Annotated in this window: 14 protein-coding genes; all 14 read right to left on the bottom strand. The window is 43.5% G+C overall.

Annotated elements, in window-relative coordinates:
• Positions 1-48: 48 nt before the first annotated feature.
• The 14 genes from V7D18_RS13845 to V7D18_RS13780 all read right to left on the bottom strand — a co-directional run bounded on the left by V7D18_RS13845 (position 49) and on the right by V7D18_RS13780 (position 19,073).
• Positions 49-342, bottom strand: coding sequence for a DUF4366 domain-containing protein (locus V7D18_RS13845; protein WP_426154861.1), 294 nt, complete (start codon positions 340-342; stop codon positions 49-51).
• A gap of 146 nt (positions 343-488) precedes the next feature.
• Positions 489-2,777, bottom strand: a complete 2,289-nt coding sequence (pcrA, locus tag V7D18_RS13840) for a DNA helicase PcrA (RefSeq protein WP_426154860.1) — start codon at positions 2,775-2,777, stop codon at positions 489-491.
• Between the two features lie 23 nt (positions 2,778-2,800).
• Entirely contained in the window at positions 2,801-3,655 is an 855-nt protein-coding gene (locus tag V7D18_RS13835; protein ID WP_426154859.1) for a patatin-like phospholipase family protein, read from the bottom strand.
• Positions 3,656-3,719: 64 nt separating this feature from the next.
• A complete protein-coding gene (locus V7D18_RS13830; protein ID WP_426154858.1) occupies positions 3,720-5,495 on the bottom strand; it encodes an ABC transporter ATP-binding protein in 1,776 nt (591 codons plus the stop codon).
• On the bottom strand, positions 5,486-7,213 hold the full coding sequence (locus tag V7D18_RS13825) for an ABC transporter ATP-binding protein (protein ID WP_426154857.1): 1,728 nt from the start codon (positions 7,211-7,213) through the stop codon (positions 5,486-5,488). Before V7D18_RS13825 ends, V7D18_RS13830 begins: the two co-directional genes overlap by 10 nt.
• 402 nt (positions 7,214-7,615) lie before the next feature.
• Positions 7,616-8,311 (bottom strand): DinB family protein, encoded by a 696-nt coding sequence (locus V7D18_RS13820; RefSeq protein ID WP_426154856.1) that lies wholly within the window; start codon positions 8,309-8,311, stop codon positions 7,616-7,618.
• Positions 8,312-8,315: 4 nt separating this feature from the next.
• Complete coding sequence (locus V7D18_RS13815) at positions 8,316-8,681, bottom strand: MmcQ/YjbR family DNA-binding protein (RefSeq protein ID WP_426154855.1); 366 nt, start codon at positions 8,679-8,681, stop codon at positions 8,316-8,318.
• An 18-nt stretch (positions 8,682-8,699) separates the two neighbouring features.
• Positions 8,700-9,113, bottom strand: coding sequence for a DUF3788 domain-containing protein (locus tag V7D18_RS13810; RefSeq protein ID WP_426154854.1), 414 nt, complete (start codon positions 9,111-9,113; stop codon positions 8,700-8,702).
• A gap of 82 nt (positions 9,114-9,195) precedes the next feature.
• On the bottom strand, positions 9,196-12,255 hold the full coding sequence (locus tag V7D18_RS13805) for a glycoside hydrolase family 2 TIM barrel-domain containing protein (protein ID WP_426154853.1): 3,060 nt from the start codon (positions 12,253-12,255) through the stop codon (positions 9,196-9,198).
• 178 nt (positions 12,256-12,433) lie between these two features.
• Positions 12,434-14,134 carry a DUF2264 domain-containing protein gene (locus tag V7D18_RS13800; RefSeq protein ID WP_426154852.1) on the bottom strand — a complete coding sequence of 567 codons (1,701 nt, stop codon included), beginning with the start codon at positions 14,132-14,134 and terminating at the stop codon, positions 12,434-12,436.
• Between the two features lie 31 nt (positions 14,135-14,165).
• Positions 14,166-15,347, bottom strand: coding sequence for a glycoside hydrolase family 88 protein (locus V7D18_RS13795; protein ID WP_426154851.1), 1,182 nt, complete (start codon positions 15,345-15,347; stop codon positions 14,166-14,168).
• A complete protein-coding gene (locus tag V7D18_RS13790; protein ID WP_426154850.1) occupies positions 15,319-17,148 on the bottom strand; it encodes a glycoside hydrolase family 2 protein in 1,830 nt (609 codons plus the stop codon). Before V7D18_RS13790 ends, V7D18_RS13795 begins: the two co-directional genes overlap by 29 nt.
• A 3-nt stretch (positions 17,149-17,151) precedes the next feature.
• The gene (locus V7D18_RS13785) at positions 17,152-17,988 is read right to left on the bottom strand and encodes a carbohydrate ABC transporter permease (protein ID WP_426154849.1); all 837 of its coding nucleotides are present in this window, start codon (positions 17,986-17,988) and stop codon (positions 17,152-17,154) included.
• A gap of 17 nt (positions 17,989-18,005) precedes the next feature.
• Entirely contained in the window at positions 18,006-19,073 is a 1,068-nt protein-coding gene (locus V7D18_RS13780) for a carbohydrate ABC transporter permease (protein WP_426154848.1), read from the bottom strand.
• Between the last annotated feature and the right edge of the window lie 63 nt (positions 19,074-19,136).

Raw genomic sequence — 19,136 nt, 5'->3', positions numbered from 1 at the left:
AGAGCGTGTCTCACTTTCTGAGGCACGCTCTCCTTTTAATGCCAGATTTTAGTCTTCGGAACTAGCTTCCGACTTTTCATCCTCAAAGAAATCGTCGTCGAAATCATCATCAAAATCGTCTTCAAAATCTTCCAGATAATCTGGAGTAAAGAAACGATATACGGTATAGGCAATTCCCGCTACTGCAGCCACTGCGCCCATGATCGCGAGTATCCAGAGGATACAGTTTTTCTTTTTCTCTTCCTGTTCCCTTTTATGAAGCAATTCATTCACTCTGCTTGAGTTCATAAGATCTTCCAGTTTGCTCATAGCTTCTTTGCTCATTGCATCTAATCTGTTCATGTCTCCACGTCCTTTCTGAGAGCCCTGCTTTCATTCATATCCTGTACGGCACAGATTTTTCTCTTTGCCTGTAGCAGTTATTATACCATTATATTGGCTTTTTTACTATCATTTTTAGATTTTTTTAAAATTTTATGCATATTCAATTATTCTCTCACAAGCTTCAATTTAGCAAAGGAAGCAAACATTTTTTTCACACCTGCCTGGTCAAAGTGAACGGTTACCTCGAAATCTCTTCCGCCATCCTTGATTTCCTTAACCTCACCAATTCCGAATTTGATGTGGCTGACTCTGTCTCCTTCTTTATAACCAAGAGATAGCGGCTTTTCCACTGTAAACGCTTTTCCAAAGCCAGGAGTTGATACAGGTTTTAATGTCTTTGACGCATATGCGTTGCTGCCTGGTCCAAAGCTGCTGACAGCTGATGTCCGCCCTGCTGTCCCGCTCTTTCCCCATGGGAGACCGCTGTCATCAAAATCAGATTGTGCTCTGGATGAAAGCCTCTGCTCCAGCCTGTTGGAGTCTAACAGTTCACCTGGTATTTCTTCCACAAAGCGGCTGACCTTTGAATATCTGGTTTCACCGTTTACCATACGCTGTCTTGCCGCAGTCATCATAAGGAACTTCTGAGCCCTAGTAATACCAACGTAGCAAAGTCTCCGTTCTTCTTCCACATCCTCTTTATTATCCGAAGAAATAGACATCATGCTGGGAAATAAGCCATCCTCCATACCGCTTAAATAAACTCTCGGAAACTCAAGTCCCTTGGCACTGTGAAGTGTCATCAGCGTTACACGGTTTTCTGATTCATCCATTCGGTCTACATCGGCAACAAGGGCAACTTCCTCCAGGAACTCACTTAATTCCGGATGTTCATGCTCCCCCTCAAAGCTGATTGCTTTATTAATCAATTCTTCTATATTTTCAAGACGTGTCTGATATTCGATCTCTCCCTCTGCTTCCAGTTCCTTCTGGTAGCCGGTTTCGTCAAGAATATCTTCAATCAGTTCATGAATGCTGTAGGTCTCTTCTGTCAGCCGGTCTCTGAAATCCTCTATCTTTTCCGTAAATCCCAGAACTTTATCCGCTGTTTTTCCCAGTCCCGGAACGGCTTTCGCCCTGCAGAAAGCATCGTATATGCCCATTTCACGTTCGGAAGCGAATGCCTGGACCTTTCCGATACTGGTCGCCCCGATACCCCTTTTGGGAACATTGATTACTCTTAAGACAGATAAATCATCTCTTCCATTTGCGATTGTTTTTAAATATGCCAAAATGTCCTTGATTTCTTTTCTCTGGTAGAAGTTTACGCCGCCAACCATACGGTAGGGGACATTATGCTGCAGACATTTTTCCTCAATCAGGCGGGACTGGGCATTGGTCCGGTAAAGTACCGCACAATCCTGATAGCCAGACGCGCTGTTTAATATGTCACGGACAATCGCATCTGCCTCTTCTGTAGCATTTTCAAACTGCTTAAACTGAACCAGCGGCCCTTCTTCATTGGATGTCCATAAGGTTTTATCCTTTCGGCCTCTGTTATGGCGGATCACCTCATTGGCAGCATGCAATATATTCTGACTGGAGCGGTAATTCTCTTCCAGCTTAATTACCCTTGCACCGGGATAAGATTTTTCAAAATTTAATATATTCTCTATATTAGCACCGCGAAACTTATAGATGGACTGGTCGTCATCGCCTACTACACAAAGGTTCTTATATTTTCCCGCAAGCAGACTGATTAACCGGAACTGAGCCGTATTGGTATCCTGATACTCGTCCACCATGATGTAGCGGAAACGTTCCTGATAGTAGTTTAAGACCTCAGAATTATTCTGAAACAATTCTACCGTCTTCATAATCAGATCATCAAAATCCAGCGCATTGTTCTTCTTTAACTGGCTCTGGTACTCTTTATAAACAGAAGCCGCTTTCTTCTGCCGGAAATCACCGGAAGCATTGAGCTCAAACTCCGCCGCACTTATCAGCTCATTCTTGGCTGTGGAAATAAGTCCAAGCATTGCCCGGTCTTTATAGACCTTGGGATCTAAGTCCAGCTTTTTTAAGACATGCCGCATCAGAGTCTTCTGGTCATCCGTATCGTATATGGTAAAATTAGTAGTAAACCCAAGGCTTTCAATATGTCTTCTTAATATGCGCACACAGGAAGAATGAAATGTGGAAACCCAGATGCTGTCTGCCCCAAATCCAACCAGACGATCCACACGCTCTCTCATTTCTCCAGCCGCCTTATTGGTGAATGTTATGGCCAGTATGTTCCAGGGGTTGACACCCTTTTCTTCTATTAAATAGGCAATCCGGTGCGTAAGAACCCTGGTTTTTCCAGAGCCCGCTCCTGCCAGCACAAGAAGCGGTCCCTCAGTTTGAAGTACCGCCTCTTTCTGCATAGAATTTAATGTATCATAAATACTCATAAATTGTACGCTTTTTCCTTTCCTTACAATCCTAGGTAGGCTTTCAGAGAATCCATATGTACCAGTGCCAGCCGTCTTCCCTCCTGATACAGCGCCTCCAGTTTCCTTTTGTCCTGTTCCGTTCTTTGAACCGTCACATGATGATCCGGACGGATCACATAGATTCTTCCCTCTTTTTCCAGACGGTCAATCTCTTCCTGCATTCGGTTATATCTCTCCGGAACGTCCTCCAGAGCCCTTAAAAATCTGGGAAGCGGTTCGAAATATCGCTCATACCCTTTTTTCGTCCATTTATCAAGGGGAGGTTTCCGGTATCCCGGCTCTCTGGTGAGAACCAGTACAATCTTTTCATATCCCAGATCAATCGCCCTCTGATAAGCTACCGGCATGGAACAGCCTCCATCTAAATATTTCTTTCCTCCAACCGTAATCATTCTGGAAAGTATGGGAATGCTGCTGGAGGCTTTTACCGCATCAATAAAATTTTCACATGTACTTTTTTCAAAATATTCCGGCTTTCCCGTCTTACAGCGGGTTGCTACTACCTCAAAAATCTGTTCAGACTGATAAAATGTGTCATAATCAAAGGGGACTAATGTATTGCTTAATTCCCCGAACAGGAAGTCAAAGTTAAAGATCGAACGTTTTTCCACCAGATTGCGGAAACTTAAAAAACGTTTGTCATTGACATAATCCAGATCCACTTTTATGGTTCTGCCAATCTGCTTGCTGACATAACTCATACCTGACATGGAACCGGCTGAAACTCCGTTAACATAGGACATTTCAATCTCCTGTTCCATAAACACATCCAAAACTCCTGCAGTAAATACTCCCCGCAGGGATCCCCCCTCTAAAACTAACGCTCCTTCTGTCATCTTAAATCACCTCGACTTCTATTCTATTTCATTTATCCGGTCTGGTCAATCCTTTTTGATGTCGTCAGGCGAACTGGCTTTGGTATAATTGATAATAGGCACCTTCCAGTTTCATTAAGTCATCATGATTTCCCGCTTCCCGGATGGTTCCCTGATCGATGACAAAGATACGGTCTGCCTTTCGGATGGTGGAAAGTCTGTGAGCAATAATAAAGGAAGTTCTTTCCTTTAGCAGGGCTTCAATTCCCTTTTGAACAAGCAGCTCCGTATGGGTATCAATGCTTGAGGTCGCCTCATCAAGAATCAGAATGCCGGGTTTTGATACCATGGTTCTTGCAAATGCCAGAAGCTGCCTCTGACCGATGGAAAGGCCGGCTCCTCTTTCGCTGATTTCCGTATCATAGCCCTTTTCCAGCTTCATAATAAATTCATGGGCATTCACCGCTTTGGCGGCCTCTTCAATTTCCTCATCCGTTGCATTTAAGCGGCCGTAACGGATGTTATCCCGAATGGTTCCGGAAAAAAGAAAATTATCCTGGGTCATGATGCCCATCTGGCTTCTTAAGCTCTTTAATGTTACACTTCTGATCTCCTGATCATCAATATAGATTCTTCCTCCGGTGACTTCATAAAAACGGCTGATCAGGTTTACGATTGTTGTTTTCCCTGCCCCTGTCGGTCCCACCAAAGCGATGGTCTCCCCTGGTTTAACCGAAAAGCTTACGTGATCCAGAATCAGACGGTCCGGCTCATCTCCATATGCAAAGGAAACTTCCTCAAACCTTACCTCTCCCTTTAATGCTTTTAATTCTGCTGCACCCTCTTCATCCTTAATCTCAACCTCCGTATCTATGATATCAAAGATTCGTTCCGCAGCTGAGATATTGGTGGTCAGCTTATTATAGAAGTTGGCCAGATTACGTATGGGGCTCCAGAACATGGCAATGTATGTGGAAAATGCAAGAAACGTACCAATCCCGATCTGTTCCACTCCTACTACCTTAATTCCGATAAAATAAAGCAGGAATCCGCCCATTCCCCATGTTATTTCCACAAGAGGACCGAATGCATCTGCAACCACTACCGCATCAATGAAAGAACGGTAATGCTGGTCAACCAGATCGTGAAACACCTCTTTCGTCTCATTCTCAGCTGCATAGCTTTGAATAATCCTGATTCCTGATAAGTCTTCGTGAACATAGGCGTTTAAATTAGAAGTTTTCTTTCGGTATACCCGCCATCTTTTATGAACGTTTGTCTCAATAAAAAACATTCCAACCGCCAGAATCGGAAGCGTCAGCAAAGCCGCCATTGCCAGACGATAGTTTTTGATCAGCATGATGGTAAGAACACAGATGACAGTGATAAGATCCGGAATCAGCTGCGTGACACTATCTGATAATACATCCTTTAATGAATTCACATCACCAATAATTCTTGCAAGTACCTTTCCTGTCGGGCGGCTGTCAAAAAAGCCAAATCCCAGAGACTGGATATGCTGATACAGTTCCTCTCTGATATTTAAAAGCACCCGGTTTGAAACTTCCGCCATGATACGCATTCGAACCTTCGTGCCCACTAAAAACAACAGAAATAATCCGATTGCTCCAAGTCCCACATGAAGAAGTCCCCTTATATCTTTTTGTGCCACACAGACATTTACCGCATACTCCATCAAAAGAGGCGCAAGCATGCTGATGGTAATGGTGCCTGCCATGATAAACAAAACAAGCACAATTTTCTTTTTAAAAGCAAGAAGATAACGAAACAGACGGATTATGGTATCTTTTTTCAATACCTCTTTCTGTTCCTCATCCATTCTGCTGGAATTTACTGACATAATGCAGCCTCCTCTCCATACTGAACCTCGTAGGTTTTATAATACTGTCCCCGTTTCCCCATAAGCTCCTCATGAGTTCCCCGTTCAATGATTTTTCCGTCTTCCAGAATAAGAATCTCATCGGCTCTGCGCACAGCTGAAACCCTGTGGGCAATGACGATTTTGGAACTGTTTTTCAGTTCTGACAAATGGGATTCAATCTCTCGTTCCGTCTCCATGTCAAGAGCAGAAGTGGAGTCGTCAAGAATCAGGATCGGCGTTTCCTTCGCAATGGCTCTGGCTATGCTGATTCTCTGCTTCTGCCCCCCCGATAAGCCAACTCCCCGTTCACCGATTACCGTATCATACTGTTCTGACAGCTTTTGGATGAAGCTGTGTGCTTCCGCAGAAATCGCAGCCTGCTGAACACTTTCCCATTCGGTGGCATCCTTGTTTCCGGTTTTAATATTTTCGGAAATGCTGTCGGAGAAGAGAAATACATCCTGCATGACGACTGAGATCTGACCTCTCAGTAAAGGCAGCGGCAGATCTTTAATATTAATCCCGTCAAGCAAAATCTCACCAGCTGTTGCATCATAGAATCGTTCAATTAAATTGACAATGGAGGTCTTTCCTGATCCGGTAACGCCCATAATACCCAGTGTCTTTCCCTTTTTCAAAGTGAAATTGATATCGTTTAAAATATCCTTTCCATCCAGTTCAAAATCTACATGCTGAAATGTAAGCTCTCCTTCGACAAACTCCGGAAGGACCGGTTTGTCAGGATCTGCAATAACCGGCTTCTCTTCCATGATCTTTTTTATCTTCTTGTTGGAAGCAAATGCGGCTGCCAGATCATTGCTTAACCAGCCCACCATTTCCATAGGCCAGATAATATTGTTTGCGTATTCGGAAAATGCTCCCAAATCTCCTATGGACATCTTTCCCCTGATTACCAGAATACCTCCAATAACAATGACTGCCATCATAAGGAACTTGGACAGGAAAGAGATATTTGGCTGGAACCGGATCAGCAGCTTTGCCTGGCTCATATTTAAGTCATAATATTGCTTGTTGTGCTTCTTAAATTTGCTGATCTCATATTCTTCTCTGGCAAATGCCTTAACAGTCCGCACCCCTGCCAGATTTTCCTGAGCAACTGTATTGAGCTCTGCAGTCTGCTCACTGATCTTGTCATAAACTTCTCCCAGTCCTTTTTCCATCTTTAAGGCATACCAGGCGATAAGCGGCAGAATGACAAGTGGAATCAGTGTCAGAACGGGACTTAGCCGCAGCATGCAGACAATGACAATCATTGTGTGAATGGAACATTCCAGAACAAGCATTCCCACAAATCCAAATGCATTCCAGATCCGCTCTGCGTCATCCTTAATCCGGGCCATCAGCTCTCCCGTATTATGACTGTCAAAATATCCCACGGATAACGTCTGGATATGATCAAACAAATCCTTTCTCAAACCACAGGCGATCCGGGCAGCAGCAAAGTCAAAGATAAATTCCTTTGTATACTGAAATACCGCTCTTCCAAATCCAATTCCCAAAAGCCCAAGAAGCAGCTTCATGAGAATCTGTGTCTGACCACCCACAATTACATCATCAATAATGTGTTTTGTAATCTGGGGTGCTGATGCATCAAGCAAAATGCTGATAATCATCGCTGCAAGTGCGAGGACGTAAAGAAATTTATATTTCCTCACGTACTTCCACAAATTTTTCATACCATTTCCTCCTCTTTTCTTAACAAACATCATAATTTTTCTCCATATATGTAAAAAACCGAAAAAAACTGCATAGTGCGGTTTTTTTCGGTAAATAAGCAAAAAAATAACCGCAGTCATTCAGACTGCGGATTAACTCATAAAAAGAAGCTCCGATCAAGAAGCTGCATTTGTCCTGACATCCTTAGATGCAAAGACAGTTTTCCATGAGGCAGACTGAATTCACCAATATATTTCTGACTATTTGATTGATTCTGTTAATTCCACGATTACGCATCATAGTTCCTGCCTCCTTTTCTTAGATTTTGTTGTATTTAATATACAATCATAAGAATACTGCCAATTCTCCATCCTGTCAAGCAAATTTTGAAATTTTATGAAATACTGGGAATTGCATCCAATTTATATGAGAAAAAACTTCGCTCTGGTCCGAATTTTTTCCTTCCATTTACAGCAGTCATTGAGATGGAGCATAACATGCCTGGTTGGCGGCATTAACAGCAGTCCTGCCACATCCTTTGTACCCCAAAACTCCAGCAGCCACTCAGAGTCCTTTTGGGAGGTCACGCCGCCTTCCCTTTGAATTTTCATAAGGTCAGCCTCGTTCACATCCCGTTTCATATCTTCAAAAGTAAACCTGCTTACGATTTCCCTGGTTCTTTCCCCAACTGCACTTCGGTAATCCAGCAGTTCCTGACAGTTTACCTGTTTACTGAAAGCCATGATCTCCTCATCAGATAATGCATTACCTGTGTCCTTAATGGGAGAATTAATTTTCCTGCACCAGTTTTCATTAAAAAGCTGATCCCCCCTGGCAGCCAGGATTCCCATGGTCAGGTCTTCAATTCTGGCGATATGCCATACCACCCAGGCAATCGTCTCGTCTTCTCTTCCAGGCATAACTGCGTATTCCCAGGGTTCCAGATCGCCAAATAACCGGTCGGTTTCATTTTCTTCTCTATCTTTTATATTCGACCGGTGCAGTTGTTTATGAATGTCCAGAAAAATTTTTATGGCTTCTTCGGTCCTTTGCTTTTTCCGGATAATCTGATTCAGCGCCTTATGCTCTTCACTTAATCCTTCGCCAAAATATTTCATAATCTCACCCCTCGCCCAGCAATTGTTTTTGTCTCTTTTTTGGAAGCTTTGCGAAAATAAGGGCATAGGACTTTTCCAGCATGTCCTTTAACAGTTCATCGGGTACATCCCCATCTGCCATGACGGAATTCCAATGAATCTTATTCATATAATATCCGGGTATGATGTCCTTGTACTGCTGCCTTAAAAAATCTCCTTCCAAAGGCTCCAGCTTCATGGATATCAGTTTTTCCTCCCCCTGATCATTTCTGCAGACAGCTGCAAACATCTTGCCGTCAATCATATACCTGTCCCAGTTCCACTCTTCTTTAAAATCACTGGTAACTCCATTCATTCCCTTTAAAAAGTCATCAATCCACGGATATTTCATAGTACCTCCCAAAATCCTCTATTTTCTGTTAGGGCGCCTTTTCATCATCAGAAGATTTATAAACTCATCAAACAGAGAACCATCGTCAACAGGAAACATCATCCATTTTCCATCATGATATGTCGTTGAACTGTCATACGTTTCCTGTATCTGAGGTGAAAAATTCTGCCTGCTCTGCTCAAATTTTTCCTGTTCGGCTTTGCCGAATATGACCATAAAACCTGAACCGCCCTCTCTGGCATAGAGGGCGCAGAGGGTTTTCCCCCCTCTGCGGTATTTGTATTCATACTTCCATGCTTTACCGCCGCTGTTCCAAAGGCGTTCCATATCATATGATTCTTCAATTCTTTTGCAGAGAGCTTCCCATGCTGGAAAAGCCGCCCCACCGATTAAACTTATCATCTCTTCCCGAGACGGAATCTTTTCAAGCATGAAAAACTCCTTTCTTTTTACTGCTCTGGCACCTGTTTTTAAGGATTATACTACGTATAACAGGACAACTGTATGTCATATTTTAAGAAAAATGATACTCATCGTATTCTTCCATATTCATTCTTTCTATGATAAATTCCGTCACCAGATCCTCTTGTGCACTTACACAGTATTCCGGATGAACCGGTGCCCCCCAGCTGTCATCTCCGCCTACGCCTCTCATAGCTCCAAATATACTGATCACCGTATATCTTGGAGCCGGAAGTTCTTCGTTATGAGTGGCCATCTCCAGTTCCTCCGCTGTATAAGGTAGAACCGACGCATCAAACGGCGCACCAGCAGCCCGGAAACCGATGGAATTTCCCTTTCTGTCAGAGACCTTCAGCCAGCGTACTCCGGTCCTGTTACCGCATTCCTGGGGAACGAGATAAGGCGATACATTTCCCTCAGGGGTATCTTTATAGATCCCCAGTCTGGCGCCTTCCTTCCTGTCACAGTAATTTTCTTCCGGCCCTCTGCCATACCAGGTAAACTGCCTGACTGCAGCCGGAGTGATCAGCCTCATTCCAAAAGCAGGAAGCTGGGGCAGTCCCTCTTTTCCATGAAATACAGCTCTTACACGGATGATACCGGTTGAATTCACTTCATAGGTGACCTCTGTTTCGGCCTCCGGAACAACAGACAGCTGATAGGTATAGGTAACTTTAATGCAGTCTTCTTTTTCTTCCACTTTGCAGTTCTCACTTCTGTAAGAAGGGAATCTGCCCGCGCCTGACCACATGGAACTTTTAACGGAGAATTTATTTCCTTTATCATTGTCGGTAGTTGCTCTCCAGTAAACAGGCATAACAGGTCTTCCCACCCATTCTTTTCCGTCATAAACAATGGAAACAATACTTCCTTCCTGTCTGGAAAAGAGAATTCGGAAACCTTCTCCTGATACACCAATATTTACATCTCCGTAAATTACATTCATTGATTTTTTGCTTCCAGGTAACGTCTCTCCCCGGATCACCCGGACGCTCTCTCCGAAGGCAGTTTCAAAACCGGAATCAGCCCATAAAGTATCTTCTTTTAAGACTGCTGACACCTGATAGACGTACTCCCCTGCATCTTTCCATTCCGGCATTTCAACCGTGATATATGCGGTCATTAATGGTTCAACAACAGCTTCAAACCGCTTCTGGAATATGGGGTCCCCGTTTTTTAATACAGTATAAACAAATTCGTAGTCCGAGGTATTCACAAACAGCCTGCGGTTTTCAATACTTACTCCGTTTTCATCCGGTGTCAGACGAAGATTCTGATAGAGATATTTCACCTCCTGGGCTTTGGGAGAGGCTGTACGGTCTGCGTAAACAATCCCGTCACCGCAGAAACTGTAATCCGTGGGGCGGTCATCAAAATCACCCCCGTATGTCATATGCTCTTCTCCGTACGCATCCTTTTTCATCAGAGACTGGTCAATATAGTCCCAGATAAAACCACCCTGGTACATCTCATGGCGGTCTTCCAGCTCCGTATATTTATGCATTCCGCCAAGGGAATTGCCCATGGCATGCATATATTCGCACAATATAAACGGCTTTCTGGGATCATCATTAAGATAAGCCTCCACTTCATCGGGTTTTGAATACATGCGGCTTTCCATGTCACTGATCCGGTCAAACTCCCTGTTCCAGAAAACACCTTCGTAGTGAACCAGCCTGACAGGATCTCTTTTTCGGAAGAATTCCGACATGGCCAGAATATCCTCTCCTGCATAGGATTCATTGCCGCAGGACCAGATGAGTACACTGGGATGGTTTTTATCCCGCTCCAGCATGGATTTTGCACGGTCCACCACGCATTCTTTCCATTCAGGCAGACTTCCCGGTACATTCCACGAGGGCTCACAGGCGCCCATCTTCTGCCAGGAACCATGGCTTTCCAAATTCGCCTCATCAATTAAATAAATACCGTATTCATCACACAGTTTATACCACAGGCTCTGATCAGGATAATGACAGGTACGGACTGCATTGATGTTATGCTGTTTTAAAAAACGGATGTCCCACAGCATATCTTCTTTCGTAATGGCACGTCCCCTTCTGACATTGAACTCATGGCGGTTAATTCCGCGAAATACGATCCGTTTTCCATTCAGATGCATAACACGGTTTACCATTTCAAACCTGCGGAAACCCACTTTTTGGGGAATTATCTCTATTAACTGACCGTTCTCGTCAAATAACGAAACCCATAATTCGTAAAGATAAGGATCCTCCCCGTTCCATAAACGGGCTCCCGGCACACAGCCGCTAATCTCTGTATCAGCATTCGCAGGCCGGGCATCAAAAGACAGTACATCTTTCCCGTCCCTGTCCTTTAAAACAGCGCTGACACTTCCTTTTACTTCCCCTGTAAGGTTTAGCTCTGCCCGTAAAAGTCCATCCTTATAGTCATCCGAAACATCTGCGTGCACAAATAAGTCCCTTACATGGCAGCAAGGAACTGCATATAAATAGACATCACGGAATATACCGGAAAAACGGAAAAAATCCTGATCCTCAATCCAGCTCGCACTGCTTCTTTTATATACCTCCACTGCAAGGCGGTTGGTCCCTTCACAGACTGCATGGGTAATCTCAAATTCCGATGGAGTAAAGGAATCCTCTGAATAACCGATAAAAACTCCGTTCAGCCACACGTAAAAAGCGGTTTCCACTCCCTGAAACGAGAGGAAAAGTCGTTTATTTTTTAATGCGTTTTCCAGTTCAAACTCCCTTAAATAGCTTCCTACCGGGTTATTATCCGGATCTGTAAATGGAGGTCTTAAATCAGAAACTCCATCCCATGGATACATGGTATTAATATACTGGCATCTGCCAAATCCCTGCAGTTCTATATGTCCGGGAACCACAATTGTATCAAACTTATCTGCGCTAAAATCTTTTTGATAAAATTCCTTTACTCTCTCTTTCGGTTTCTCTGCATAGGAAAACTGCCATATTCCATTAAGCGGCTGGCAAAGTCTCATATTACCTTCTGATGCATCATTTTCTGTCTCATAATATTCGTGATCGGAATGAGCCGCGATCCGGTTTACAGAAAATACTTCAGGATCATTCAGCCATTCCAGTTTTGCGGTTTTTTCTTCCATTAAAAACCCCTCCTTCTATAAAAAACATTAAATCTATTATAATCCACGTCAGTAAAAGAATCTATTGTATTTTTTATTCTTTCGCTGGGTCATAATCAGTTCCTAAGGATGACAATGAGGGCGAAGAAGCTGTTCTTTATCCACATCTTCTTCGCCCTTGTAAAATAAGCTGGTTTCGCTAGCGGACAGAGCTTTCCACCTGTGTTTCAAGCCTTACTGTCTCTCCTCTTTTTATCCGATAAGACACTGCAGGAATCGCTGCATTTGGATAAAGCACATTGGTATTAGGGTCAGATTCAATAATATACCCTGCCGCACTGGGACCATTCCCTGTCACCTGACAGCTCTGCTCCTCATTTGATACAACAGCCGCTGTCCCTGCTGCCTTCTGTTCATATTCTGCTGTAAATTTCTTAACGGAGAATCCGCAGTCATAGGCAGTACAGTCATACTGGCTTTCAATCTCATGTATTCTCAAATGACCATATTCCTTCGGTATAATGGTTGTGGTAACGGATATTCCCGGAAATGGATGCCAGCTGCTGATTACCCTGTCATCTAAAACTTCATACCGGTCACTGTATTTTCTCACAAAGACATAATCATCACCGTCTATCACAAACGCCAGAGAAGAATCAGGGGCATTTTCATGAAGGATAATCTGGCTCCTGGCTACAGAGAAACCGAAACGGGTGGAGTAGGCAAACTTGGAATATTTCTCCGGTACATGTCCATGACCGTATTTTTCACAGACGCCTGCAGCATATGCGATCACATCCCCACCGATCCGCTGCATCAGCATGTCAGCCTGCTTTAACGCTTTTTTGCTGTCGAGCCTGGGCAGAGGTTCCGCTTTTGCAGTCCAGAAGGGATGATTATCGGGAAGACCCAGACACAAAAGAGTCTTCATTCCCCAATATGGTGAACCGGGTGCATTGTAACGCTCTCCCATGATGAGATTGGGATAAGAATATCCGATAGTCAGTACTCCATCCCGGTCAAAGATTTTCTGATCCAGCCACCAGTTTAAATGACGGGATAAAATTCCTTTTATTACTCCTGCCGGGATATCGTCAAGTCCTGCAAATAAATAGGCGGACCAGAATGCAGCTTCTCCAAAACGGTAGGCAAGACTTCTTCCAAAAGGAAGTGCAGCGCCATTTTCATCAAACCAGTAAATAAAATCTCCGGCAAAAATCTTTGCCCGCTCTTTAAATTGAATGCACCGCTTCGGATCTTCATCTTCCATTGCTGCAGAATACAAAAGCCCATAATAATGCATGGCAAAGGAAATGTAGTAATCCTTCTGACTGGACCCTCCATCCCGGTACCAGCCTTCTCCAATATAATAGCTTTCGATTTTATCCAGACCTGATATCAGTTTTTCTTTGCTGTATGGATACCCCAGCTTCTGAAGAGCAACGTTTACAAGAATCATGAAAAACTGCCAGTTACAGTCCGGTATGATATGCTCATTGATTCCATACAGCCATTTTGCAAGATTGTCTTTTTCTCTTTCTTCCAATGGCTCCCAAAGCTTTTCGGGAGTAAAGATCAGGCCGCTTGCTATGGCAGCCATTTCTACAAACCTCTGGTCGTAGTCATTAAAACCGCCCCAGTATTCGCAGTGTAATGGATCAGTACCATTTCTTAAACCATTTACATAAATTTCTTCAAAGCCTTTTCCTCCCCCAAGCCACAGCGGAACCAGGGCCCATAATGGACGGGAGAAGGCCTCCATCTCCATACTGACTTCAGGATAAGTAACACCGCTGTCCCCTAAGTGCAGTCTGGCACAGCCCTTGCTGTATAATGGTTTTAATGGATCTAACAGCTGAAACATCAGCTGCCTGTAATCCTCTTTTGTTTCAAGCTTCATGAACATTCGCCTCGTTTCATCAAATGATTGCTTACCAGTATGGATTCCAGTCTACGGACAGACGGATAAGCGCTTCTAAATAGAAATAATCTCCCCAGATGTTGCATTCATCTACGCCCTCCGGAGTGCAGGTATTATATGGTGATTTCTTGGAATATGTGCTGTGAAGCACCAGTCCGTTGGATTCTGCTCCGTCTTTTACTGCATAACCAGCCACGACTGATTCCATGATTTTCTTTGCTATGGAACTATAATAAACCGCTTCCGGCTCCGGTAAGTATTTTGCCATTTCAAGCATTCCGCAGGCTGCAATGGAAGCAGAAGAAGAATCTTTTGGCTCGCCTGATCCATCTGTAAATTCCAGATCCCAGTAAGGCACTAAATCTTCAGGAAGATGGTCAAGGAAATATCCTGTCACATGCTTGAAATCTTCCACATATTCTTCTCTTTTTGTATAGCGGTATGCCAAAGCGCAGCCGTATACGCCCCATGCCTGCCCTCTTGCCCAGGCAGACCCATCCCGGTATCCCTGGCACGTTGCACCGTGATCAGGCCCGCCTGTTTCCATATTCATAAAGAAGGTGTGCCAGGTGGAATAATCTTCTCTGATGACATTGGCAATGGCTGTGTGAATATGCTTTTCTGCAATTTCTCTGTACCGAGTATCATTTGTTTCCTCTGATGCCCAGTAAAGAAGAGGCAGGTTTAACAGGCAGTCAATGATAAAACGGTAATTTTCCGGCTGGTTCATGGGACCCCAGGCCTGGATAAACTCTCCTACCGGCTGAAAACGGCTGATCAGCTGATCTGCCGCCATGACTGCCGCTTTCTTCCCAGTCTCATCTCCCTTAAGCTTCCAGGCTGCCACACAGGATGGGGAATATAGAAATCCCATATCATGATGGTCTACTTCCACCTTATCTTCAATCCGCTTTAAAAAGCTTTCCGCCTGAATGCTGCCGGCTTTGGAAAACGCCTCATCCCTGCTCCACTCATAGGCAAGCCACAGCTGCCCGGTCCAGAAACCGGTAGTCCAGTTTACATTGGGGGTAGGCTTGTAAAAGCCGTCTTCGCTGTATGCCTTTTTAAAGGAGTGGGTAAACTCATTTAAATTATCTTTCAGCTGTCCAACAGCAAAATCCAGGGCTTTGCGGCGCTCATCTGCTGTCAGCTCCGGTTTACTCTCAAACAGTTTCTTTGTTGTTTCTTTCATTTTTCCTAACCTCCTCATAGAAATTTTTCATAACTGTAAAGGCAGGCTTTTCTCTCTTCCTGTCCGCAGTCACCAGGCCCTTGATGTTATAGCCTTTCTGATATGCACCAAGCCTCTTGGGAGTCCGGTAATCATAAAGAATCCAGGGTGCGGTGCCCTGAATATATTCCGTTTTTCCAAACAGCTCCACCTGTCTTTTATATATCTCTTCCTGCTCTTCCTCAGATCCCCGGACATATTTCCCGGATTTATTTTCAGTCTGATACCCATCCGCTCCGAATTCACTGATTATAACCGGTTTTTCCGGTTGGGAGCCGTTAAGAATTTCTGTCAGTTTTCCATAATCAGGATCATACCAGCCGTAATACTCATTAAATCCGATGACATCCAGATGATTCTCCAGCCGGTCAGCAATTCTTAAATTCACGCTGTCCACCAGACAGGCAGCTGAAATCAGACGGAAAGGGTCCTTCTTTTTAGCTGTCTGTGCCAGTTCCTTCATAAAATGGTATCTGGCATCTGTATCCGGGTTCTCATTTCCTACTGACCAGATGATAACACTGGCCCTGTTAAAGTCCCGTAAGATTAATTCCGAAAGCTGGTTTCTGGCATCATTAAGGGTCTGTGGATTTGAAAAATCAATCCACCAGTAAACAGGGATCTCTTCCCAAAGAAGAATTCCTTCCTCATCCGCGATTTCAGAAGCCCACTCCGTGTGGGGGTAATGAGCAAGACGAAGGAAATTGCAGTTCATCTTTTTCGCTCTCTGAATCGCTTCCCTGATTTCCTCTTTTGTCACCGCCTTTCCATGATCCTCGGTTTCCTCGTGGAGACAGGCTCCTCTTAAAAATATCTGTTTTCCGTTTAACAGTATCTTTCTGCCCTTTGTTTCTATGGTCCGAAAGCCGATGTCATCGGTTACCTCATCCTTAACTTCTTCCTTTTCTTTCAATGTCAGAAATACTTGATAGCGTTTTGGATTCTCAGGACTCCAAAGGGATAATCCATCTGTATTTACAGTCCTGGTACAGGTACCATCTGCATTCACGGGAAACGTTTCTTCTAAACCAAGTTCTGGTATGGAAAAAGTCACAGTTTCGTCTATATGATTTTTGTTTCCGTCAATAAGAGCCGATACTTCAATCGCTGCAGTTTCTCTGTTGGTGAGATTTACCCTCATATTTTTAATATGGACATCGGGTACAAAAAGAAGAGAAACTCCCCGGTAAATTCCGCCATATAAGAACCAGTCGGTATTTTCACTGGGAATCTGTTCTTTTCTTCTCGTATTATCCGCCACCAGGATTAATCTGTTTTCAGTTTTTAAATGAGCGGTTATCTCTATGAAAAACGGAGTGGAACCTCCTTTGTGGACTCCCAGAAATGTTCCATTCAAAAATATTCTGGCTTCATAGGAAACTGCACCGAACTGTAAGAACACACGCCCTTTGTTCTCTTCTTCCAAATAAAACCGGCGGCTGTATACCGCCGGTCCCTCGTAATAAAAATATTCCGGTTTTGCAAGATTCCATACTCCCGGCACTTTGATTTTATCCCAGTCATCAAACGCATAATCAAGAGGAATGCTACGACCTTCGTCATTTGTATCCTGTTTAAGAAACCATTTGGCTCTTAAGCAGTTATCGTACTGGTCTACAGAAAAGTTCCATTCTCCGTTCAGTGACTGGGTTCTTCTTCCTCCGGGAAACACCATGGATTCCCCTTGTATAACGGGGAATTCATAGTTTCTTTTATAATCATCATTATGGATATTGTCCACGAAATTTTTTATTATTTCCATTGTTTATCCTTTCACACCAGTAGCTGCAATTCCTTCTACAAAATATTTCTGCAGGGAAAGAAATACGATTAATACCGGAATTAGGGAAAGCACCGAAGCTGCCATAATCAGTCCGAATTCGGAACTGTACTGGCTGATAAACATTTTTAATCCTAACTGGAGTGTCTTCTTGGATTCTGTTTTCAAATAAATCAAAGGTCCTAAAAAGTCGTTCCAGGTATTTACAAAGGTAAAGATCGTCAGGGTTGAAAGCGCCGGTTTTGACAGAGGAAGCATGATTTTTGAATAAATCTGATACTCAGACATACCGTCAATTCTTGCTGCTTCACACAATTCGTCAGGAATTCCCTGATAAAACTGTCTCATCATGAATACTCCGAAAGCAGAAAACGCCTGAAGGAAAATAATCGCCAGATGGGAATCATTCAGCCCGAAACTTCTCATCATCATGAACTGGGGAACCATGTAAACCTGCCACGGAACAGCGATGGTGGCAATATAGGCCATAAACAGGGTATCATTGTACTTAAATTTCAGCTTTGCAAAAGCATAGGCAGCAAAGCTGCTGGTTAAAAGCTGGAGAAATGTCACAATCAGTGTGATCTTAACCGTATTTCCAACAAAGGTCATAAGAGGGATTTTCGTCCAGATATCAATATAATTCATCCACCGGGGATTTTCAGGAATCCACTGGATTGGAAAGATAAATACGTCCTTATCAAGCTTTAATGAAGCCGAGAGCATCCATGCAAATGGAATCAGCATAATTGCTGTAAGAATGAGCAAAACCACATACAGGAGGGATCTGCTGATTTTATAATTTGTGCTTTTTACTTTCATGTTTTATCCTCCTTCTTCTAGTTTGCATATTTTTTCTCACCGTGGAACTGAACCAGGGTGATGGCAAGAACCATTAAGAACAGCACAATTGCAACTGCACTGGAATAACCTAAATTCCAGTTACGGAATGCTTCCTCGTAAATATGGTAAACTAAAACCATTGCCTGCGAGCTTACCACACCGTTAGAACCGCCTGCAAGCATATATACAATATCATAAACCTTAAAGCAGTTAATGGTCAGAATAATCGTAACAAAAAATGTGGTAGGCTGAAGCTGGGGCCAGGTGATATAGCGGAACCTCTGCCAGGAATTACAGCCGTCAAGTCCGGCAGCTTCATAAAGCTCTGCGTTTATTCCCTGAAGTCCTGCAAGATAAATTACCATATAGTAACCCATATTCTTCCATACGCTAAAGAGCACAATGGTAAACATGACCCAGTGGGGATCTGCCGACCATTTTGGCAGATTTTTTGCATGTACGCCCAGATAGTATAAAATCATATTGACTGGTCCGCTTTTCTGGGGACTAAAGAGCATATTCCACACGGCTGCCACTGCAACCAGAGAGGCTACATAGGGAAAGAATCCCACAGTCCGGAAAAAATTTCTCCCCTTTATTTTCTGGTTTAAAACCACTGCCAGACCCAGTGCACTGGCCAGAGTCAGAGGTACCGTAGCAATACAGTATACAATGGTATTCACAAAGGAGGATTGAAATCTTTTATTTCCAAACATATCAATAAAGTTATTAAGCCCGGCAAACTTCATGGGGCTGTTTCCATCCCAGCTCATAAATGCCAGCACAAATGCAAAGATAATGGGTCCCAGTGTGAAGATGGCAAATCCGATAAAGTTGGGAGCGATAAAAGAATAGGCAATTAAATTTCTTTTTTCCTGTCTGGTAAGGATCTCTCCTGTCCTTATCTTCTTAATTTTCTCATCTATTGTTTCGATTTTCGCAATCAGCCTGTCGCGCTCATGGGTACGTTTTGCATCTTTTAACAAAAGACTGAGTGCATCCCGTTTCTCATGTAAAGCCGCGATTTTTTCCTGTTTTTGCGCTTCTGTTATTGTCTTAGCCATAGTCTGTCTTAAAAGCCAAATAAAACGGCTTATCCTCCTTTTCCAGTTGTGATCCGTCAATAT

Source organism: Lacrimispora sp. 38-1 (assembly GCF_049890855.1).
GTDB lineage: Bacteria > Bacillota > Clostridia > Lachnospirales > Lachnospiraceae > Lacrimispora.
This window is presented reverse-complemented; position numbering and strand designations above follow the sequence as displayed.